A 21,394-nucleotide genomic window follows, 5' to 3' on the forward strand; every position below is an offset into this window, starting at 1 on the left:
TTTTGCTTTCCCTTACCATTTTCAACTTGAAAATTATTATTTGGGAACTGTCACCACCACCAGCCACCAATCCTCAATCCATCTCACCAGCTTAGCGACTTGACTAAAATCGATAGGCTTAGTGATGTAGCACCGGGCTGACAGGGCATAAGACTTGAGCATATCTTCATCGGCTGCTGAGGTTCTCATAATTACCACCGGAATCATTTTCAACTTGAGTGCTGAATTAATTTATATCAATATTTACCCAGCGTTTTGAGACAAAATTAATTTAAACAGAATTAAATCGGGACGACAAGACGAACATAAAAGCCTGCTTTATTCAATAAATTAATTGCTGATACATTATCTTCTGCTCTTGGAATAATTGTTAAAAATTGGCTTGTTGCCAGCTTTTATAAAGTCCATTCAGCCTCGCTGAGCAAATCATCCACCAGCAGAATTTTTATAGGTTAAAAAATTTTATAGCGTTCATAAGCAAAGCATCTGTTCGTTTAATTTAGAGGAAGTTTGACGACTGCCAGCCAGAATTCCTCAATTAACCTGACTACTTTAGTAAATTCTACGAAGTCTACTGGTTTTGTTATGTAACAGTTGGCGTGGAGGGAGTATGACTTAAAAATATCTTCGGGAGCTGCTGAAGTGCTGAGAATCACTACAGGAATTAATTTTAACTTTGGGTCAGTTTTAATTTCTTCTAGCACTTCAATACCGCTTTTTTTCGGCAGATGCAAATCGAGCAAAATCAAATCAGGACGAGGTACCCTGAGATAGGGTTCTTTTTGGCGCAAAAACTTGATTGCTTCGACTCCATCCTCCACAAAATGTAAGTTATTCAATATTTTACCCTGACTGAGGACTTCTATTGCCAAATCGGCATCGCTGGGAGAATCCTCAATCAGCAGAATCTCTATAGGTCTAACAGTGCTTCGATCACTCATAACCGGCGTATCCCTTTGAGTATAAAAACAAAATTGAATTTTGAGGCTTCAGGTACTAATTATAGGAATAGTGAAGTAAAAAGTCGCTCCTTTTCCCTCCTGAGATTCCACCCAGATCCGACCGCCGTGGCGTTCAACAATGCGCTTGCACATCGCCAAACCTATGCCAGTACCGGAATATTGGCGGCGGGAGTGCAGGCGCGCAAAAATGATAAAAATGCGATCGGCATACTGCGGATCGATGCCAATGCCGTTATCGCGGACACTGAACACCCATTCGCTCTCTTGCCTGCGGGCAGCGATATGAATCAACGGGATATCTTGGCGACAAAATTTGATGCTGTTGGCGACCAAATTTTGGAATAATTGCACCAGTTGAAATTCATCCGCCATCACGGTTGGCATCGCGTCGCAGGTGATTACAGCTTTTGTTTCGGCGATCGCAATTTGCAAATTGCACATAGTTTGCTTAACCACAGCGTTGCAGTCCGCCTGCTCAAACTCCTGACCCCTCGTTCCCAGGCGCGAATACGCCAACAAATCGTTAATTAACTGCTGCATTCTCGTGGCGCCATCGACAATATAATGAATATACTTATCTGCGCGATCGTCCAAATTTCCTTGATAGCGCTGGGCCAGCAATTGAGTGTAACTGGTAACGGCTCGGAGCGGTTCTTGCAAATCGTGGGAAGCCACATAAGCAAATTGTTCTAATTCCTCGTTGGAACGCTTCAAATCTTCTGTCAGTTGCAGCAGTTGCTGCTCTGCTTCTTTGCGGCTTGTAATGTTGTAAACCAAGGCGCAACAAGACAGCAAATTACCCTGGGAGTCCATGACTGGACTGGTAGACATATCAGTCCAAATATCTTTGCCATCCTTGCTTTTGAATTTAAATTCGTGTTGTTCACCAATACCTTGCTTGCGCCGCTCGACATTTTCAATAGCTTGTGGTTTTTCCCGTTCGTCCATGAAATCAAAAAGCGGCCGGCCGAACATTTCTAATTCACTATAGCCGAGCATTCGCGCCATTGCGTGGTTTACGTAAGTCGTGAGGCCATTTCTGTCAATTACCCAAATACCTTCTTCTGCTAATTCAACTATTTGCCTGTACTTAAATTCGCTTTCCTGCAAAGCTGTTTCAGTTAGTTTGCGCTCGGTGATATCTTTCATAAAACAGTGGTGGCCGTTAAATATCCCTTGTGCATCGCAAGCTTTTACCATCGTTAATTGCTTGTAAAAAAACGAGCCATTTTTCCGAACGCCTCTAGCTTCAACTTCTACTTTGCCAGAAATTAGCATTTCCTGATAAGCTGAGAGCATCATCTCAACATCGCCCGGATGTACGGTAAGCTGCCATTTCATGCCAAGCATTTGTTCCGGTTCGTAACCGCATTTATGAGCGTAAGCTCGGTTAACCTTCACGTAGCGCCCCTCAATATCGAGCCGTGAAATGCCTTCCACCGCATTTTGCATGGCACTGGTTAGGTCACGCAGCTCTTTTTCAGCTTGTTTGCGATCGCTAATATCCTGACCGATACCCAAAAAACCGTTAATATTTCCATTACTATCAAATAAGGCAGTCACCGACAGCATTACCGGAAACCGCGAACCATCTTTGCGAATGTAAGTCCATTCATTTTCGTCCGCGATTTCCCGGCACGGCAAGGCAACAAAAGCTTCAATTCCCGGCTCTATTTTCACTCCCAATTCTTGAGAAAGAACTTCAGCTCTTTGAGCGACCTCCAGAGGATCGTGAATTATTTCTACCGTGACTTTCCCCACCACTTCTTCTAGCGAATAACCTAAGAGTTGTTCAGCCGCCCGATTAAATGTTTTAATTGTACCGTCGGTATCTGTAGAAATAATGGTGTAGTTAGCGCTATTAAGAATTGCATTTTGCAGTTGCGTCAATTCCAACAAAGTGAGAGCAATTTTTTCCCGGTAGGCTATTTCTTTTTGCAATTTGTGGTTAGAAATTTCGATTTGAGCCGTGCGCTCAGCAACTCGATGCTCCAGAGTTTCATTGAGCAGTCGATTTTCCTCTTCTACCTGCTTGCGTTCTGTAATATCAGTAATAGTACCAACATAACTTTTTGTCTCCCCATTTTCTCCGATTTGACCGACAAGTTGACCGACTATCCAACTGATTTTAGTGTTATTAATGTCTAGAAAGCGGTACTCAGATTTAAACGGCAATTTCTCCTGCGCGGCGCTATACCATTCACTAAAAACCCGATCGCGGTCGTCTGGATGAATGCCTTGCAACCACCCTTTGCCCAAAGCTTCATCACAAGTTATTCCCGAAATTTGACACCAGCGCTCGTTGACATACAAGCAGTCTCCTCCAGCATCTGCATAAAAGATTCCTACCGGCGAAGCTTCAGTTAAAGTTTGATAGCGAGCTTCCGTTTCTCGGCGTTCAATTATTTCTTTTTGCAGTATTAGATCGATCATCCCTAATTGAGTTGGACTCATCAGAGTTAATGCTTGGGGAACGAAAGGAATTAATGCAAAAGCAGTGTAACCAGAAATCGCGGCGGTAATAATTTTCAGACTGCCAGAAACCCAATAAACAGGATGCCAAAGCGTCCAAACTTCCATCACATGAGTAGTGCCGCAGGAGATAATAAAGGCTGCAAACAGCCAAAAGATATTGCGAAAGGGCAAGTCTTTTCGCTGAAATAGAAAATAATAAATTAACGAGAGGGGTATTGAATAGTAAGCCAGGGCAATGATAGAGTCTGACACTATGTGGAGTGCTACTAGCTCTCGCTGCCAAAGGTAACAGTGACCGTGAGGAATATAATTTCCCGTGAATAACAGGTGATTTAAAAACTTCCAAATCATAAACGGAATGACAAATGGGGAAGGAGTAATTTAACGCAATAACTTATAACTTATCTTAACTCTCTGAAATATACTGTTCTGGAGGCACGGGGGGCTAAAAACCCGGTTTCTTCATAAAGGCCTCATTGCCAAACCGAATATTGTGGTAGAAACTGGTTTTTCTTCCGTAAGTCTTAATATAGCAATTCTCAATGATTCGCAAGCTGTAGCGAGCTCTAGGTTGGGTATAACTTATATGTTGCACCATTCTCAATCCTTTTATGGACAGGCAAGATGCCTGTTCCACAAGAAAATTCATCTCTTGTGGAACAGGCATCTTGCCTGTTGCTGACAATGGTGCAAGATGTGAGCTATGACGAAGTGAAACCCTATATGCCGATTGGAGATTTTAGGATTTTAGCTTTTTCTTCCTTCTTCCTTATCTTCTAAATAACTAAAGCCTTCTTCCATCCATCCGTTACATCTGTTACATCGGAAGAAAGAGAATCCGTTGCCGAACTTCCTTCTGCTATAAAAAATGGGGCGAGCTCGAAGCCCGCCCCACCCAAAATTATGCTGCTGCTATTAGCCCAACAGCGCCTGAGCCTTAGCTACCACATTATCAACTGTGTAGCCAAACTTTTCTAAAGCAACGGGGCCCGGTGCAGAAGCGCCGAATCTGTCAATACTGAGGCTATCGCCTTCAGAACCCAAATAACGTCCCCAGCCGAAGCTACAACCTGCTTCAACTGCCAACCGTTTAGTAACAGCTTTCGGCAGTACAGATTCGCGGTAAGCGGCATCTTGTAAGTCAAACAATTCCCAGCAAGGCATCGAAACTACGCGCACTTTATTGCCTGCAGCGCGCAATTTTTCAGCGGCATCAACGCAGAGGTAGGTTTCGCCACCGGTGCCGATTAAAATGATGTCGGGAGTGCCGCCGTCGTCGGACAAAATGTAAGCGCCTTTGGCTGTTCCTTCGATCGAACTTCCAGCCAAGTTAGGCAAGTTTTGGCGCGACAAAGCCATTAAAGTTGGGCGAGTGCGGCTTTCAACTGCCACTTTGTAAGCGCCGGATGTTTCATTACCATCCGCAGGGCGCATTACCAACAAATCGGGAATTACGCGCAGAGAAGCGATGGTTTCCACGGGTTGGTGAGTCGGGCCGTCTTCGCCCAAGGCTACGGAGTCGTGAGTCATTACGTAAATAACGCCAGCTTCCGAGAGTGCAGAGAGGCGAATTGCTCCCCGCATATAGTCAGCAAATACCAAGAAAGTGGCGCAGTAAGGAATTAAACCGCCGTGCAGAAGCATACCGTTGGCGATCGCACCCATGCCGTGTTCCCGCACACCAAACCGCAGGTTACGTCCTTCGTACTGACCTTTTTGGAAGTCTTTTTCACCCTTGAGCAAAGTCATGTTAGAAGATGCCAAGTCAGCGGAACCGCCGATCAGTTCTGGTAACACACTTGCCAAAGCATTCAAACATTTTCCAGAATGATTCCGAGTCGAATCGGCCTTATCTTCTGCCTTGTATGTCGGCAAAACTTTATCCCAACCTTCGGGAAGTTTGCCGGCCACCGTGCGCTCGTATTCTGCTGCTTCTGCAGGATATGCTGCTTTATAAGCATCAAAAGCTTTCTGCCATTCTTGCTCAGATTGAGCGCCACGTTCGACTGCTTTGCGGAAGTGCGACAAAGCATCATCAGGAATCTCAAACGGTGCGTGTTCCCACTTCAAGAAATCGCGAGTTGCTTGCACTTCATCGCTACCCAAAGCAGCACCGTGAGCGCTGTAGGAATTGCGCTTGTTTGGAGAACCGTAACCAATGATGGTACGGACTTTAATCATGGACGGTTTGTCCGTGACTTTTTTGGCTTCTTCAATAGCTTTGTGAACTGCTTCTAGGTTAGTATCTTGGTCTAGAGCGGTATTGTCTACTGTAATAACGTGCCAGTTGTAAGCTTCAAAACGCTTGCCGACATCTTCAGTAAAGGCCAAGCTTGTGTCGCCTTCAATAGAAATGTGATTGTCATCGTACAAGGCAATTAATTTGCCGAGTCCGAGGTGTCCGGCCAAAGAACAAGCTTCGCCAGAAACGCCTTCCATGTGGCAGCCGTCACCCATGATGACATAGGTGTAGTGGTCAACAATGGTGTGGTCGGGCTTGTTAAACTTAGCAGCGAGGTGAGCTTCTGCCATTGCCAAACCGACGGCATTAGCAATTCCTTGTCCCAGGGGGCCGGTGGTAACTTCTACGCCTTCGGTGACGAAGTTTTCGGGGTGTCCGGGGGTTTTGGATTCCCACTGACGAAATTGCTTGATGTCGTCGAGGGTGACGCTATCGTAGCCTGCCAAGTACATGAGGGCGTACTGTAGCATACAGCCGTGGCCGGCGGAGAGGACGAAGCGATCGCGATTAAACCACTTGGGGTTTTTGGGGTTGAACCGCATGAACCGATCCCACAGCACGAAGGCCATAGGGGCAGCGCCCATCGGCAGTCCCGGGTGTCCTGATTTTGCTTTTTCTACCGCATCGATGGCCAGAAAGCGGATAGAGTTGATGCAGAGTTCTTCGAGTGATTGGGTTGCAACAGCCATAATTATGGTTTTTATATGTTAAGAGAGAGTGTGTGTGGTCGATTCTGACAGAGGAGCGATGAGTCGAGTTCGATCGCTCGCGTTTCTGCTGTTCAGTTTCGATGGAACTGCCGTGAGGCTGCACTACATATCATCTCACCTGTTGCGATCGACAGACAACTTAATTTTTTAATGTTTCGGTCGCTTTGTGCAGTCGATCGTAAATTTTTATCGGAAATATTTCTGGGGCGAGTGCGGATCTGTGCGATCGGGGTACGAGAGGGTGTAACTTATTTATTTGGCAAATTGGCTCTCAAAACCACCCTGTTATGATAGAGTTTGGTGTTTCTGACATTTTGCAGCTCGATCGCGAACAGGCAAGATGCCTGTTCCACAAAGAGGAATTTTCGTGTGGGGCGTTGATTTGAGCAACGCTCGATCGCACGATCGCCAGAATAGTGCAAGATGTCAGATATTTGTAATTTTAATCAGGCAATAACTAATGACTCTCAGTGAAGCCGAAGTCCGCAGTCAAAAAGTAGAGGAACTGCGATCGCAAGGCATAGAACCGTATCCCAGTGAATCCTACGCGCGATCGCACACAGCCAAGCAAGTTCGCGAAATATTTAGTCAGCCGGGAAAAGAACTCGAAAACGGACAAAGTGACCCCGAAGAAATTTCCCTGCGATTAGGAGGCCGCATCACTTCCAAGCGAGACAGCGGCAAAATTGGTTTCATCGATTTAAAAGACGCCACAGACAAAATTCAACTCAAAATCGAGAAAGCAATCGTCACCGGCGAAGTCGGTTTGAGCTTTGAACAAATTAAAAAATTGCTCGATGTCGGCGATTTTGTCGGCGTCGAAGGTATCGGCTGCCGCACCCCCAGGGGAGAACTTTCTATTTTAGTGAGGGAATTAAAGCTTTTATCAAAAGCTACCATTCAATTTCCCGATTCTTATTACGGAATTAACGACCCCGAAGTTTGCCGCCGTCACCGCGAAATGGATTTGGCAAGCAACCAAGATGCGCTCAACCGTTTTATGCTTCGCAGCCGCATCGTTCAAAGCATCCGTTCCTATCTCTGGCAAGCAAATTTTTACGAAATAGAAACGCCAACACTGCAAGCTATTTACGGCGGTGCTGCTGCTAAGCCATTCATCACCCACCACAATGCTTTGGAGGTGGATTTGTATTTGCGAGTGGCTCCCGAATTATTTTTAAAACGGGCAATTTGCGGCGGTTTCGAGCGAGTATTTGAACTAGGGAAAGCATTTAGAAATGAGGGGATTGACAGCACCCACAATCCAGAGTTTACCTCTTTAGAAGTTTACCAAGCTTATGCTGATGTTTTCGACATTTTAGGAGTTGTCGAAGACGTGATATGTTTCGCAGCGGCAGCGGTATTTGGGGATGTCAAAGAAATTGAAAATCAGGGGGAAACGATTAGTTTAGAACGCAAGTTCGACTACAGCGAAAAATATCCCGGTTTCAGCGGCAAACACTGGCAAGTGAAAACGATGGTAGAAGCTGTCAGAGACGAGTTTGAGCTGGATTTTGACAGTTTGGATTTGGAAAGTGCGAGATCCTCTGCAACCAAACTAGAATTGCACCTGTCTAAGTTAGAACAACAGAGTTTAGGCTACGTGCTGTATGCAGTTTTTGACAAATTAGTTGTTCCCAAACTAATTCAACCTACATTCATCATCGACTATCCTGTCGAAGTCAGTCCTTTAGCAAAAGGACATCGCAACAAGCCGGGATTTGTAGAACGTTTCGAGCTATTTATCAACGGTACAGAATACTCGAACGGATTCTCAGAATTAAACGATCCGAAAGAGCAAAGAAAGCGGTTTGAGGAACAGTTAGCGCAGAAAAATGCCGGCGATGACGAAGCGCATCCAATGGATGAAGACTTTATTCAAGCGCTATCTTTGGGAATGCCTAACTGTGCGGGAATGGGTATCGGCGTAGACAGATTGGTGATGCTTTTAACTAATACTCAAAGCATCCGAGATGCCGTCATGTTCCCGACAATGCGGCCTGTTAAAGATTGATTCGGAATTTTTTGTAGGGGCGGGTTTTACAAACAATATCTAACTCAAACAAACAGTCTCTATAAACCCGCCCCCACCCGACAAATAACCTACATCAACCTTGACTTCGATCGAATACGAAAAATGTGCATTGCGATTTACCCTTGGGCGGGGGCGGGTTTATTTATATCGTCAATTATTGGCAATATTGTTGGTGAACCCGCCCCTACAATTATGCAGAAAATGTGCATTCCGATTTACCGTTGGGCGGGGGCGGGTTTATTTATATCGTCAATTATTGGCTAATATTGTTGGTGAACCCGCCCCTACAATTATGCAGAAAATGTGCATTCCGATTTACCTTTGGAGGGGGGCGGGTTTATTTAAATTGTCAATTATTGGCTAATATTGTTGGTGAACCCGCCCCTACAATTATGCAGAAAATGTGCATTCCGATTTACCGTTGGGCGGGGGCGGGTTTATTTATATCGTCAATTATTGGCTAATATTGTTGGTGAACCCGCCCCTACAATTATGCAGAAAATGTGCATTCCGATTTACCTTTGGAGGGGGGCGGGTTTATTTATATCGTCAATTATTGGCTAATATTGTTGGTGAACCCGCCCCTACAATTATGCAGAAAATGTGCATTCCGATTTACCTTTGGAGGGGGGCGGGTTTATTTATATCGTCAATTATTGGCTAATATTGTTGGTGAACCCGCCCCTACAATTATGCAGAAAATGTGCATTCCGATTTACCTTTGGAGGGGGGCGGGTTTATTTATATCGTCAATTATTGGCTAATATTGTTGGTGAACCCGCCCCTACAAGCCTGAATTTAACAGATTTGATATCACCGCATAAACGAACCGACAACACCGTTCATATCTTCAGCCAAAGGATTTCCCAAAGCCTTAAACTTCCACTCGCCGCCTTCTCGATAAACTTCTCCCATCAACATATTTAATTTTCCTTCATAAGATGGGTCATTTGACAAGCGATAGCGAGCTATTTCTTTGCCGGCGGCATCTACAGCTCTCACGAAAGCATTTTCTACCAGGCCGAAATGCTGTTTTCTCTCTTTGCCATCGTAAATATTTACGCCCAAAATAATTTTGTGATATTCTGCTGGCAAAGAACTCAGTTTCACCACTATTTGTTCGTCGTCTCCCTCTCCAGCCCCCGTGAGATTGTCGCCTGAGTGAACAACTGTTTTGTCCTTTGACTCCAAATGAGAGTAATAAATTACATCTTCTTTGTAGTTCTTTATTTTGCCATTTTCTCCCAGCAGCATAGCGTAGGAATCTAAGTCAAAATTTGCACCGCTGCTTCGCCCGAAAAGACCTTTTTTAGCTTGTGCAACATCCCAGCCCAAACCCATTGTGAGTTTGGACAAGTCGTATTCGCTTTTGCTGAGAACGATTGATTGTCCTTTTGTTAAGTTGATAGCCATAGTTTTGTGATTTTGTATGGTTTATAGTGGAGATGTTTTAGAAAGATTAAATCTTTCGCCCTTCTTTAATTGAATTCCCATGTGGTTTATTACCTCATGAGTCTGGCTTAAAATCGAGGGAAACATTCCTGCTTCCGAATTTCCCCTCGATTTATTTAGCTAGGAGCGATCGACCTTTTATCCGGCATACTTATCTACAAAGCTCTGCAAGCCGGAATTGTAGCCTTGTCCCACTGCTTGGAACCTCCACTCGCCATCTTTCTTGTAAAGTCGGCCAAATTCGATGGCAGTTTCCCGAGAAAAATCCTCATCCAAATCGTACTTCATGACTTCTGTGTTAGTAGTGGTATCGTAAATCCTGATAAAAGCATTCCGCACTTGACCGAAGTTTTGCCTTCTCGATTCTGCTTGGTCGATTGTTACCACAAACACAATTTCTTGCACCGCCGGATCGACTTTGGTTAAATCGACTGTAACGGTTTCATCATCACCAAATCCTTCTCCGGTTCTGCTATCTCCCAGATGTATTACAGAACCGTCCGGCGACTCTTTGCTGTTGTAAAAAACAAAGTATTTTTCGCTGGGAATTTTTGCATTAGCCCCCAACATAAACACGGAAGCATCTAAGTCAAATGCTGCGCCTGTGTCTGTAGCATTGGTATCCCATCCCAGACCAATCCCGGCATTTTTTAGCCCAGGTGCTTCTTTAGAGAGATTGATTCTCCCGCCTTTTTCCAAATTGATAGACATTCGCCCTCCTATTCACAACATCACTGGCGTTACTACTAGCAATTATATCAAGTGTTATAGTAAGTTGACAATTTGCTTTTGGTACTCGTCCTCTGTGATTAGTTCTTGGGTGCTTTCCACTCTGTCTAAAAACACGATTCCATCTAAATGGTCGTGTTCGTGTTGAAAAATTCGAGCCACAAAGTCTGTCAATTCTTGTCGGTGGAGTTTGCCGTCTCTACTGGTGTATTCTATCTCGATCGCCCTACTTCTCGGCACCAATCCCCGAATCCCCGGAATGCTCAAACAGCCTTCCCAGTCTTTGACTGTCTCTGTTGATGCAGCCACAATCCGGGGATTAATCATCGCTGTGGGTTCCATGTGGGGTGCTTGGGGATAGCGCAGGTTGGGGCGGGATGCGACGATGAACAGGCGATCGGACTGAGCCGCTTGAGGGGCGGCAATCCCCACTCCGTTTGCCTGCTGTACTGTAAATATTAAGCTGTCAATCAACTGTTGAATGCGATCGTCCTTAATATTCTCGACAACTTGCGATCGGCGGCGCAACACAGGATTTCCTAATTGTGAGATTTGTAATATTTCTGCCATAGTTATTGGTTAGTCGTTATTGGTTATTTGTTGTTACAGTTTTGTCGGTTGGGTGGAGGAACAAAATATAACTTACTCACTCAATAATTAATCCGTGTATCCGTGTCCAAATCCGTGTCGTGCTTTCCTTCTTATCCAACTTTTTGAACCGGCAAACTCCCCGGTTTAACAGTCAAATTAACTATTTGCCCGTTGCGGTTAATTTCCATTTGCAACAGCCCGCCCACCTTAGCATTTTGCACGAACTCCTGAACAGCTTCCGACTGAATAATCGGCTGATTATTAATTTTTTGAATCACATCTCCAGCCCGCAAACCTGCTGCTGCTGCGGGAGAATTAGGAACAACGCTAACAATAGCCACACCCCGATCGACTGCAACTCGCAGGCTGCTGGTAGCATTGCTGTTAATTTGCTGCTTAACCTCCGGAGTCAGCGTCGCCATTTCAATGCCTAAATAAGCGTGTTCGACTTTCCCCGTCGTAATCAGTTCCTTCGCCACCTGTTGCGCCGCCTGAATGGGAATAGCAAACCCCAATCCTTGAGCACCTTGAATAATCGCCGTATTCATGCCAATAACTTGGCCCGAAGCATTCAGCAGCGGGCCGCCGGAATTCCCCGGATTAATTGCAGCGTCTGTTTGAATAAAACCGATCCGCTTGTCAGGTACGCCCACATCAGTGCTCGATCGCCCCGTAGCGCTAATAATCCCCGCAGTTACCGAATTGTCCAAACCCAAAGGATTACCGATCGCGATCGCCCATTCCCCAGACAACAGCTTATCCGAATTGCCGATCGCCACCACAGGGACATTATTCGCCTCAATCTTCACCACAGCCACATCCGTCACCTTATCCGCCCCCAACACCCGCCCCTGAAAGCTGCGGCCGTCCTTGAGAGTTACATTTACCGTATCGGCTCCCTCTACAACGTGAGCGTTAGTGAGAATCACGCCGTCGGCACCGATGACAAAACCCGAACCAGTGCCCCGTTCGAGTCCGCCCCGGCCGCCCGAATTCGGTTCTCTGCCAAAAAAATCTTCCGGCGACAGCCCTCTATTTCCCGGTTTCACCCGGCGCGAAGCATCGATCCGAACCACTGCCGGGCCAACTTTTGCCACGGCAGCCACAATAAAATTCACATTAGTCCCGTCGCCCGACAAGGAAGCCGGCGGCAAGACTTTGCTAGCTTGATCCTTTGTATTAGGAGGCAGTTGCAATTTCGGTTCCAGCGCCCTTTGTCGCGAATCGCCAGAATTTGCACGAAATTGAGAAACCGTCAGGCGATCGCCCAACATGGCGGCCCCGGCTCCCGTTACCAGCAGCAATATGTAAATTGCCGGTTGCTTCCAAAATTTGCCAGTAGAACTCTTCATGGCCATGTTTTAAGGCTTTCCTGCCAAATCTAAATATTTGCTGATCTGCTCCCCGATACCTGGCGCAGGACTGCAGAGCCGCCAAATTTTTGGGCGATGGCGTCCCGCCCTCGCCCGTGCTACGGCAGACTCCCTTAAACTTTAGCATCTGAGGAGTGACATACTCCCACATCAATCACAAGCTGTCACCATTGATGTGGGCTTCTCAGCGACTCCAGCTATTGCTTCGGACGTTAACTGAGCTTTAAGAACGGAATGCCCTACCGCTCTGTTTTTTATATTGATAGCTGCATTTTGATCGCGATCTAGACTACACCCGCAATGAGGGCAATCGTGCCATCTTTTATGCACCTTTTTAGGTACTTTCTCGCCGCAATTAGAGCAATCTTGTGAAGTGTTATGGGCACTTACTGGGACTACCAACAAACCAGCATTTACGGCTTTATTTGTTAGTATCGACAGAAAGCTTGACCACCCAGCATCCAGCACTGATTTAGCTAATTTTGTACGAGCAAGTCCTTTAACATTCAAGTCTTCAACTGCAATAACATCATATTTATTCAATAAATTCTTAGCAGTTTTGAAATGAAAATCTTTACGTTTATCTGCAACTTTCTTGTGTTGACACCCCAGTTGTTTAATTGCTTTCTGTCTACGGTTACTTCCCTTTTTACGTCGTGCAACTCGCTTTTGAATAACCCGTAGGCGTTTTTGGGCTTTGCGATAAGGTTGAGGAATAGTAACCGTTTCACCCTCTGATGTCGTCATAAATTCCTTCAAACCAACATCAATGCCAGTAATTTTGTTTGGATCAAAATCGAGTTGGATTGTAGGAACTGTTATATCTTCCAAGCTGAGAGTTACGTAGTATCCATCAGATTTTTTGGTGATCGAAACAGTTTTGAGCTTAAAGCCCTCAGGTATGGAGCGATGCAAAATAACCTTAACCTTCCCGAACATCGGTAAGTTAATAAGGTTGTCTTGCAAGCACTCGCCTTTGATCTGAGGATAAGTAAACGTGCGGTAACGACTGCGTGATTTAAATCGAGGTCTACCGCTACGTTTTCCATTGCTATCACCTTTCAGAAAACTATCAAAAGTTACCTTGACTCTTTTCACTACATCTTGGAGAACTTGAGAATAAATCTTGGCATACCAGGGATGAGATTTTTTGAGCTGAGGTAACTTTTTCTTCTGTGAATAGTAATCGGGATTATCTCTCAGTTCAGGCAGGTAACACATCAGAGGACAAGCATTAACAGGAGAACGGTTTTGCTCATACCAGTTAAATCGATCGGCCAACAAATAGTTATACTGAGCGCATAGCATCGACAACCATCTGTCGATCTCAATGGCTTGTAACTTTGTAGGGCGTAGTTTATACTGATATGCCGTTCTCATCTATCTGACTGTACACTAAGTGCTATATATAAGTTAACCTGTATACTGGGGGCGGTCAATGCCTTTTCAAAAAAATCACAAACTAGGGGCAAGGAAACGGTTGAACCGTCCTTTAGACAAGGAAACAATCGGATTCAAAGGCTATGAAGGACAAAAAGAAAAACTTAAGGCTGTTCCTGAGTGGCAAGAACGTTTGAGAGAGTTTGTTGATAAATTAATTAGTGATTACGAGAATTAATTGGTCAACTCCGTACCTAGGTTGACCCGCCGGAGCGAACCCAACACCAATCTGATTACAGGTATCGCGCGTGGGATTCCGGCGGTTTCATAGCTAAACTCTCTAGACTGTAGAATTAAATATCTTGAATGCCGATCGGCAGAGGTAAGCAGTGGACATTCCCCTCGAAAGTCTGTGGAATCAGATACTTGAACGTCTCCAGGTACAACTGAGCAGACCTAGCTTTGAGACGTGGATCAAAACTGCCAGGGCCGAACAACTCGAAAATAACTGTTTGATTGTCAGCGCCCCCAACCCCTTTGCTCGCAATTGGTTGCAAAAATATTACAGAGAAATCCTTGCCGATGCAGTCGCAGAAATTCTCGGCTATCCCGTAGACATTTACTTGACAATTGCCGGGGGAAACGAAACAGGCGACAGCAGCGACTCGGCCATAATTTGGCCCTCCCCCATCGCCGATGTCCCGGAAAGCCACTCGCTTCACCCCCCCAAACCTGCCAATTTAAACCCCAAATACCTATTTTCCCGCTTTGTCGTCGGTTCCAACAACCGCATGGCTCACGCGGCTTCCCTCGCGGTAGCCGAGTCTCCGGGCCGAGAATTCAATCCCCTATTTTTGTGCGGCGGCGTTGGTTTGGGCAAAACTCATTTGATGCAGGCGATCGGTCATTATCGCTTGGAAATTGACCCCAACGCCAAGATTTTTTACGTTTCTACTGAGAAATTCACTAACGATTTAATCGCCGCCATTCGCAAAGACAGTATGCAAACTTTCCGCGACCATTATCGGGCCGCAGATGTTTTATTAATAGATGACATCCAATTTATTGAAGGCAAAGAATACACTCAAGAAGAATTTTTTCACACTTTTAATACTTTGCACGAAGCCGGGAACCAAGTAGTTTTAGCTTCCGATCGTCCGCCACAGCAAATCCCCCGCCTGCAAGAGCGTTTGTGTTCCAGATTTTCGATGGGATTAATTGCCGACATTCAATTGCCAGACTTGGAAACTCGGATGGCAATTTTGCAGAAAAAAGCTGAGTATGAAAATATGAGGCTACCGCGAGATGTGATTGAATACATTGCTTCTAGTTACACTTCCAACGTTCGGGAATTAGAAGGAGCTTTGATTCGGGCAGTAGCATATCTTTCAATTACTGGTTTGCCGATGACCGTGGAAAATATCGCCCCGGTTTTGAATCCGCAAACTGAAAGCGTAGAGGCAACGCCAGATGCAGTAATTGCAGTTGTGGCTGAGGAGTTTGATGTTTCTGTGGAAGATTTGAAAGGAATTTCCCGCAGGCGAGAAATTAGTCTTGCCCGTCAAATAGGGATGTATTTAATTCGGCAGCATACTGGTTTGAGTTTGCCGAAAGTTGGCGAAGTGTTCGGTGGCAAAGACCACACGACTGTGCTTTACAGTTGCGACAAAATTGCTCAGTTGCGGAACACTGACCCGAATTTGGCTCAAACTTTGCGTCAGTTGAGCGATCGAATTAACGTTGTCAGCCGCAAAAGTTGAGAAGAAGAAAGAAGGAAGCCATGACAGGGGTTCGGACGGGTGCATCTCAATGATTGCCAATATATTCGTAGGGGCGAAGCATTTCGGTAGTCAATCTCTTCTGGTTCTCACTAATAAACTGTCTGCCGAAATGCTTCGCCCTTGCAAAGTAGAGATGCACCATATATGTGGTACACACAATCTAAGCTCCCGTGTAAGGTGCGTCGCCCCCCGTACTTCAGCAAGTTATATCCAATATTTCGCAGCGACGCACCCTACAGACTACTGGACAATAACAGCCGTTTGCTGTTCTATTATTACAATTTTACAGCCTGCGGTAAAGACGCTAACCAATCTTCCCATAACTTCGCTGATTGAGCTGATAAATGTCCAGCATAACGAATGGTATCCTCTCGAAGTTTAGCGACTGTGATATCAGGCGTTGCTCCAATTTCACACGCATGACCAATGAACCACCGTTCTAATCCTTGAGCTGTGACTTCTGGATGAAACTGCAACGCCAATCCTCCTTTTTTCCATGAAAAAGCTTGGTTTTGATAGATCGCGCTAGCCGCTAAATGAGTGCTATCAGTAGGCAGATCGAAGGTATCTCCATGCCAGTGGAGAACGGCTGTTTTATCTCCTGCTAAGTGAGCAAGTGGTGTTTGCTGACCTTCTGGACTCATCTTTAGAGGATACCATCCAATCTCTTTTTGCGATCCAGGATAAACTTTCGCTCCCAAAGCACGAGCCATCAACTGTGCTCCCAAGCAAATTCCTAGGGTAGGCAAATCGTTACCGAGACGATGTTCCAATAGACGTAACTCATCAATTAGAAACGGATAATCCTGCTCATCATAGGCTCCAATTGGGCCCCCAAGAATCACCAGCAGACTTGTGTTGCGATCGATGCTAGTCAAATCATCCGATCCAGCTTCTACATATCTGACTGTGTAGTTTTGCTGATTCAATGCTTCAGCTAAACTTCCCAGATCCTCAAAGGCAATATGTCTAATGACAGTGGCGTGTTTCATAGTAGTCACCCTCACATCAATTCGTAATCTGTGAAAACTCGCTCAATTGCATGATCCTCGAACACTCCAGCGGCTGCAAACATTTTCAAAGTTGGATTGGCAGCTTGTCGAACAAATTGAGCAATTTGGTTGGGTACGTAAACCTCTTCTAAAATTCCTTCCGAATCCTTTGCATTAAAGCCTAAGCGCCTCAGAATACTGTATTCGAGTTGGCGATCGGGACCCAGAAATGCCCAGACCAGTTGTGGCAGTAATTGTCCCATTTCCTCTTGCTCATAGGATGCAAGGCTTTGCCAAAGGATGGGGAACAAGTCACGAAAATAAACGCTGTGCAACGCTTCGTCAGCCGCATGATCGCCGATAACCGCACGGACAATAGGAGAGACTTGAGGATCGTGGGGAACATTGTTAAGAACCTTTGTCACCAGAGTTTCTGAGATCGTGACAAAAAACAGTTGAATGAGATGGGGCGACAGCCGAGTTTGATGTTCAGCAATCATTTTCTCGATGATGCGATCGAAGTTTGGACGACCAATCACCGATCAGTTGAGTCCAAATGCCTCCTCCACCTGAGTTGAAAATAATTCAACAAAGAAAGCATGTCCTCCTTCATCGCAATAAATTCGTAGAGCGTCATTGCGCTGAAGCGTGTTTAAAAAAATGGGTGCACGTCCTTGAGCCAGACTGCTGCAAACAGGATTAACATGGCTCAATTCCAACAAGGTTGTGAATTGCAAATGGGCAAGGAGTCGATAAGCTAGAACCGTTACCCAATGAGTTGAATCTGACGCAATGGCAGGATGAGCAGCTAACGGGACGAGATCTGGAGAAAAAGGTAAGCCTTCAATGTTGCCTTCACGAAGGGGTTTACTCCGTATCCAACTTGATTCATTCCATCGGCCAAAAGGGCTTTGGTAGTTTTTCTGAAAGATAGGTGCAGCTAGCTTGTTCACTGTCATGATGAGAAAGCTCCTTGACATTAAGGGAAACAACGTTGCAGGCAATAAATATTTACAATTTTCAACCAGATCGGTTTCATTTGTTACAAACGTTTACTACTATAGATGATACCTGCTCATTGGACTTAGGTAATGATCCAATTTGATATATTTTGAGTGTACCAATTCTGGAATATTTCCTCAGATGCTTGGTATTAGTCCTAAAAGTTTCGTTAAAAGTTCGAGATTTATTAAGTAGTCCGAACTGTACTTTTGCCCTTTGCGGCAAATTGGTACACAAAAAATATCCAAGATTGGCTCATTACATAAGTCCATTACTTAGATATGATGGCATCCATTGCACAAATTTTTCTTATGAGTTTGATAGATAGGCCCTATTTAGTTTCAATTCAAGTGGGTTTGCCTAGAAATCTAGGGACAGAAAGTGCTCTTAATCCAATGGATCGTCCTTGGTTTACTGGATTTTTTAAAGAGCCGATCGATCGCTCTGTATGGCTAGGGAAAACAAATTTAGATGGTGATGGACAAGCCGATTTACGCCATCATGGCGGATCTGAAAAAGCCGTACTTGCTTACGCGACTGAACATTATCGTGAATGGCAACGGCAATTAATGCTTCCAGAATTAGGGTATGGAGCATTTGGAGAAAATTTCACGATAGTTGGACAAACAGAGTCGTCAGTCTGCATTGGTGATACCTATGAAATTGGTGATGCTTTAGTTCAAGTTTCCCAACCCCGTCAGCCATGCTGGAAATTGTCGCGACGATGGCACATTAAAGACCTCGCGTTGCAGGTGCAACAAAACGGTCGGACTGGCTGGTATTTTCGGGTTTTACAAGAAGGATATGTAGCGCCAAACCAAGTTGTCACTTTAGTCGATCGCCTCTATCCACAATGGACGAGCGCCCGTGCTAATGAAATCATGCATCAACAGCTCAAAGATCGTGAACTTGCCGCCTCCCTGGCTATATGTCCACTGCTGGCTTCCAACTGGCAACACACCTTAGCAAATCGAGCTAATCGAGGCATTAATCCCGATTCTAAACCTCGGTTGATTGGTGAAAATGAATAGTTGAATTTTGAGAATTAAACAATCTTACATTCCATCATGCCTAAATCTAACTTTGATTTTTTGACTGAAACCGATCCCGTAGTTGCTGAGCTGATTGAGTGTGAACTTCAACGACAACAGAATCATCTAGAACTCATTGCTAGTGAAAATTTTACATCCCCTAGTGTACTAGCTGCTCAGGGATCTGTATTGACTAATAAATATGCTGAAGGACTTCCTGGTAAACGCTACTACGGAGGATGTGAGTTTATCGATCGAATTGAGGAATTGGCAATTAATCGGGCTAAACAACTCTTTGATGCAGCATATGCAAATGTTCAACCGCATTCCGGTTCACAAGCCAATTTTGCAGTTTTCTCAGCTTTGTTAAAACCTGGAGATACTATTCTCAGTCTCGATTTATCTCACGGTGGACATCTGACTCACGGTTCACCCGTCAATCTTTCAGGGCAATTGTTTCGCACAGTTCATTATGGCGTTAATCCTGAAACAGAAATCCTGGATTATCAACAGATTCGTGAACTTGCTCATCAGCATAAACCGCAACTGATTATTTGTGGATATACGGCTTATCCCCGCCAAATTGACTTTAAGCAGTTTCGATCGATCGCCAATGAAGTCAATGCTTACTTACTAGCGGATATGTCTCATATTGCTGGATTGGTTGCCACTGGCTATCATCCCAGTCCAGTTGCCTATTGCGACGTTGTGACTACAACCACCCATAAAACCCTGCGCGGCCCTAGAGGAGGTCTGATTCTCAGTCGCAATCCAGAGTTAGGTAAACAACTCGATCGAGCGGTATTTCCGGGTACTCAGGGAGGTCCATTAGAGCATATCATTGCTGCAAAGGCGATCGCCTTCGCTGAAGCTCTCCAGCCCGCCTTTAAGGACTATATTCGACAGGTGATTGCGAATGCTCAAGTTCTAGCCGATCGACTCCAAGCACAAGGAATCAGAATAGTGAGTGGTGGCACTGACAATCATCTTTTGCTTATTGACCTGCGTCCACTGAAACTGACAGGAAAACAAGCCGATCGACTGCTTAGTGACATTAACATTACCGTGAACAAAAACACCATTCCCTTTGACATCCAGCTACCGTGGGTTACAAGTGGCATCCGATTAGGATCTCCAGCGCTCACAACTCGTGGTATGAGCAGCATCGAATTTGCAGAGATTGGAGAAATTATTAGTGTATGTCTTTTGAATCCCAGCGATCTGGTGATCGCCCAACAGTGTCGTCAGCGCGTCGCGCAACTGTGTGAAGCTTTCCCACTTTATCCTCATCTCAATCAGAAGCCATTGTTCCTTCTGTCTGATGCTTGCTAAGCAACTTTTACTCTTATCTATGAACACTCTCCTCATCCTTGATTTAGTTGGAACATTTGCCTTTGCAGCGTTAGGAGTTATTGCTGGATTACATAAAGGGATTGATATTTTAGGTGCATTTATCTTGGGCTGTGTTACAGGACTTGGAGGAGGAATTATTCGAGATCTGATTTTGGATATTCCGGTTGCAGCATTCTATAATTTTTGGTATTTACCTATAGTTTTTCTAGCAGCCATGATGACGTTCTTATTTCCCAGATTTTTTATTTTTAATTATCAGTTTCTGCTCATTTTGGATGCTTTAGGATTGGGAATGTTCGCTGCAATTGGAACAGAAAAAGCAATTCAAAGCGAGACAACTTTGGCAGGAACTTTGCTTTTAGGGATGGTTAGCGCAGCAGGGGGTGGAATGTTAAAGGATATGTTGCTGGGAGAGATACCGTCAGTATTATGCAAAGAAATTTACATGACAAGTGCTTTAGCTGGTTCATTTATATTTTGTTTGCTCCATTCGTTACTTCCACTAGATATCAATTTTCTATTTAGTGTTTTGATAACGATAGTTTTACGTCTTTTTTCTTTAAAAATGGGAGTGAATTTACCATTTAGATTTTTGCGAATTAAGTGATGTTGATCGAATAATTGAGTAATTAACTTTAATTAGCATCTGAACATTTAGTTGATTGATTAGAAATGAAAGTCAAATCTCGTGCATCAGTTAATACCTTACCTCAAGAGGAAGTTTTGGAACAGGACAATTTAGACAATTACTTGATGACGACCTACCGCCGTTATGCGATTACTCTAGAACGTGGTGCTGGCTGTTGGGTCTGGGATGTTGAAGGGCGCCAATATCTGGATTTTGCAGCAGGTATTGCTACGTGCAGCTTAGGACACGCCAACCCTTTAATGATAAAAGCAGTAACACAACAGATTCAAAAGTTACATCATGTATCGAATTTATACCACATTCCATTGCAGGGAAAGTTGGCAAAATGGTTAGTGGAACATTCTTGTTGCGAGCGCGTTTTCTTTTCTAATTCTGGAGGAGAAGCCAATGAAACTGCTATAAAGTTAGCACGTAAATATGCTAAGACTATTCATCAGATTGAAAACCCTATTATTATTACAGCCCACAACAGTTTTCACGGACGTACGTTAGCTACTTTAACGGCAACTGGTCAGCAAAAATACCAAAAGAATTTTACCCCTTTAGTACCAGGATTTCACTATAGCCTTTCTCTGAAAGATGAGGTATCATGTTACTGACACTCACTCGTGAGGGTCAAACAGAGAAAATCAGCTCA

The 21,394-nt window shown here is 44.7% G+C and carries 20 protein-coding genes and 1 pseudogene; 9 read left to right on the forward strand and 12 right to left on the reverse strand.

Going from position 1 to position 21,394, the window contains the following annotated elements; genetic code table 11:
- Window positions 1-36 precede the first annotated feature (36 nt).
- From QUB10_RS20815 to QUB10_RS20825, 3 genes are all read right to left on the reverse strand, one after another.
- Entirely contained in the window at window positions 37-189 is a 153-nt protein-coding gene (locus tag QUB10_RS20815) for a hypothetical protein (RefSeq protein ID WP_333205169.1), read from the reverse strand.
- A gap of 305 nt (window positions 190-494) precedes the next feature.
- Complete coding sequence (locus QUB10_RS20820; protein WP_333034689.1) at window positions 495-941, reverse strand: response regulator; 447 nt, start codon at window positions 939-941, stop codon at window positions 495-497.
- Window positions 942-989: 48 nt separating this feature from the next.
- Window positions 990-3,788 (reverse strand): PAS domain S-box protein, encoded by a 2,799-nt coding sequence (locus tag QUB10_RS20825; protein ID WP_333205171.1) that lies wholly within the window; start codon window positions 3,786-3,788, stop codon window positions 990-992.
- Between the two features lie 273 nt (window positions 3,789-4,061).
- Here QUB10_RS20825 and QUB10_RS20830 point away from each other — a divergent pair, with 273 nt between their 5' ends.
- A complete protein-coding gene (locus QUB10_RS20830; RefSeq protein ID WP_333205173.1) occupies window positions 4,062-4,217 on the forward strand; it encodes a hypothetical protein in 156 nt (51 codons plus the stop codon).
- Window positions 4,218-4,352: 135 nt separating this feature from the next.
- Here the strand turns inward: QUB10_RS20830 and tkt are convergent, their stop codons facing one another.
- Window positions 4,353-6,368 carry a transketolase gene (gene tkt, locus QUB10_RS20835; protein ID WP_333205175.1) on the reverse strand — a complete coding sequence of 672 codons (2,016 nt, stop codon included), beginning with the start codon at window positions 6,366-6,368 and terminating at the stop codon, window positions 4,353-4,355.
- Between the two features lie 34 nt (window positions 6,369-6,402).
- Between tkt and QUB10_RS20840 the strand changes: the two genes are divergently transcribed.
- Entirely contained in the window at window positions 6,403-6,540 is a 138-nt protein-coding gene (locus tag QUB10_RS20840) for a hypothetical protein (RefSeq protein ID WP_333205177.1), read from the forward strand.
- Between the two features lie 309 nt (window positions 6,541-6,849).
- The gene (lysS, locus tag QUB10_RS20845; RefSeq protein ID WP_333205179.1) at window positions 6,850-8,403 is read left to right on the forward strand and encodes a lysine--tRNA ligase; all 1,554 of its coding nucleotides are present in this window, start codon (window positions 6,850-6,852) and stop codon (window positions 8,401-8,403) included.
- An 834-nt stretch (window positions 8,404-9,237) separates the two neighbouring features.
- On the opposite strand, the gene QUB10_RS20850 is transcribed toward lysS, so the two are convergent.
- The 5 genes from QUB10_RS20850 to QUB10_RS20870 form a co-directional block, all read right to left on the reverse strand.
- Window positions 9,238-9,837 (reverse strand): TerD family protein, encoded by a 600-nt coding sequence (locus tag QUB10_RS20850; RefSeq protein WP_333205181.1) that lies wholly within the window; start codon window positions 9,835-9,837, stop codon window positions 9,238-9,240.
- A 177-nt stretch (window positions 9,838-10,014) separates the two neighbouring features.
- Window positions 10,015-10,587 (reverse strand): TerD family protein, encoded by a 573-nt coding sequence (locus tag QUB10_RS20855; protein ID WP_333205183.1) that lies wholly within the window; start codon window positions 10,585-10,587, stop codon window positions 10,015-10,017.
- 54 nt (window positions 10,588-10,641) lie between these two features.
- On the reverse strand, window positions 10,642-11,175 hold the full coding sequence (def, locus tag QUB10_RS20860; RefSeq protein ID WP_333205185.1) for a peptide deformylase: 534 nt from the start codon (window positions 11,173-11,175) through the stop codon (window positions 10,642-10,644).
- A 131-nt stretch (window positions 11,176-11,306) separates the two neighbouring features.
- Window positions 11,307-12,548 carry an HhoA/HhoB/HtrA family serine endopeptidase gene (locus tag QUB10_RS20865; RefSeq protein WP_333205187.1) on the reverse strand — a complete coding sequence of 414 codons (1,242 nt, stop codon included), beginning with the start codon at window positions 12,546-12,548 and terminating at the stop codon, window positions 11,307-11,309.
- 171 nt (window positions 12,549-12,719) lie between these two features.
- Entirely contained in the window at window positions 12,720-13,949 is a 1,230-nt protein-coding gene (locus QUB10_RS20870) for a transposase (RefSeq protein ID WP_333205189.1), read from the reverse strand.
- 58 nt (window positions 13,950-14,007) lie between these two features.
- Here QUB10_RS20870 and QUB10_RS20875 point away from each other — a divergent pair, with 58 nt between their 5' ends.
- Window positions 14,008-14,187 (forward strand): hypothetical protein, encoded by a 180-nt coding sequence (locus QUB10_RS20875; protein WP_333163080.1) that lies wholly within the window; start codon window positions 14,008-14,010, stop codon window positions 14,185-14,187.
- Window positions 14,188-14,338: 151 nt separating this feature from the next.
- Window positions 14,339-15,709, forward strand: coding sequence for a chromosomal replication initiator protein DnaA (dnaA, locus tag QUB10_RS20880; protein WP_333205191.1), 1,371 nt, complete (start codon window positions 14,339-14,341; stop codon window positions 15,707-15,709).
- 296 nt (window positions 15,710-16,005) lie between these two features.
- Here the strand turns inward: dnaA and QUB10_RS20885 are convergent, their stop codons facing one another.
- The 3 genes from QUB10_RS20885 to QUB10_RS20895 are packed head-to-tail and all read right to left on the reverse strand — an operon-like array spanning window position 16,006 to window position 17,681.
- Window positions 16,006-16,722, reverse strand: coding sequence for a glutamine amidotransferase (locus tag QUB10_RS20885; protein WP_333205193.1), 717 nt, complete (start codon window positions 16,720-16,722; stop codon window positions 16,006-16,008).
- An 11-nt stretch (window positions 16,723-16,733) separates the two neighbouring features.
- Window positions 16,734-17,261, reverse strand: coding sequence for a diiron oxygenase (locus QUB10_RS20890; protein ID WP_333205195.1), 528 nt, complete (start codon window positions 17,259-17,261; stop codon window positions 16,734-16,736).
- 3 nt (window positions 17,262-17,264) lie between these two features.
- A complete protein-coding gene (locus tag QUB10_RS20895; RefSeq protein ID WP_333205197.1) occupies window positions 17,265-17,681 on the reverse strand; it encodes a hypothetical protein in 417 nt (138 codons plus the stop codon).
- Window positions 17,682-18,119: 438 nt separating this feature from the next.
- Here QUB10_RS20895 and QUB10_RS20900 point away from each other — a divergent pair, with 438 nt between their 5' ends.
- From QUB10_RS20900 to QUB10_RS20915, 4 genes and pseudogenes are all read left to right on the forward strand, one after another.
- Entirely contained in the window at window positions 18,120-18,755 is a 636-nt protein-coding gene (locus tag QUB10_RS20900; RefSeq protein ID WP_333205199.1) for an MOSC domain-containing protein, read from the forward strand.
- Between the two features lie 36 nt (window positions 18,756-18,791).
- Entirely contained in the window at window positions 18,792-20,087 is a 1,296-nt protein-coding gene (gene glyA / locus QUB10_RS20905) for a serine hydroxymethyltransferase (protein ID WP_333205201.1), read from the forward strand.
- Entirely contained in the window at window positions 20,077-20,715 is a 639-nt protein-coding gene (locus tag QUB10_RS20910) for a TRIC cation channel family protein (protein ID WP_333205203.1), read from the forward strand. Before glyA ends, QUB10_RS20910 begins: the two co-directional genes overlap by 11 nt.
- 65 nt (window positions 20,716-20,780) lie before the next feature.
- Window positions 20,781-21,320, forward strand: a pseudogene (locus QUB10_RS20915) (aminotransferase class III-fold pyridoxal phosphate-dependent enzyme); the annotation flags it as partial.
- Window positions 21,321-21,394 lie beyond the last annotated feature (74 nt).

This window comes from Microcoleus sp. B5-D4 (assembly GCF_036705145.1).
Lineage (GTDB): Bacteria > Cyanobacteriota > Cyanobacteriia > Cyanobacteriales > Microcoleaceae > Microcoleus.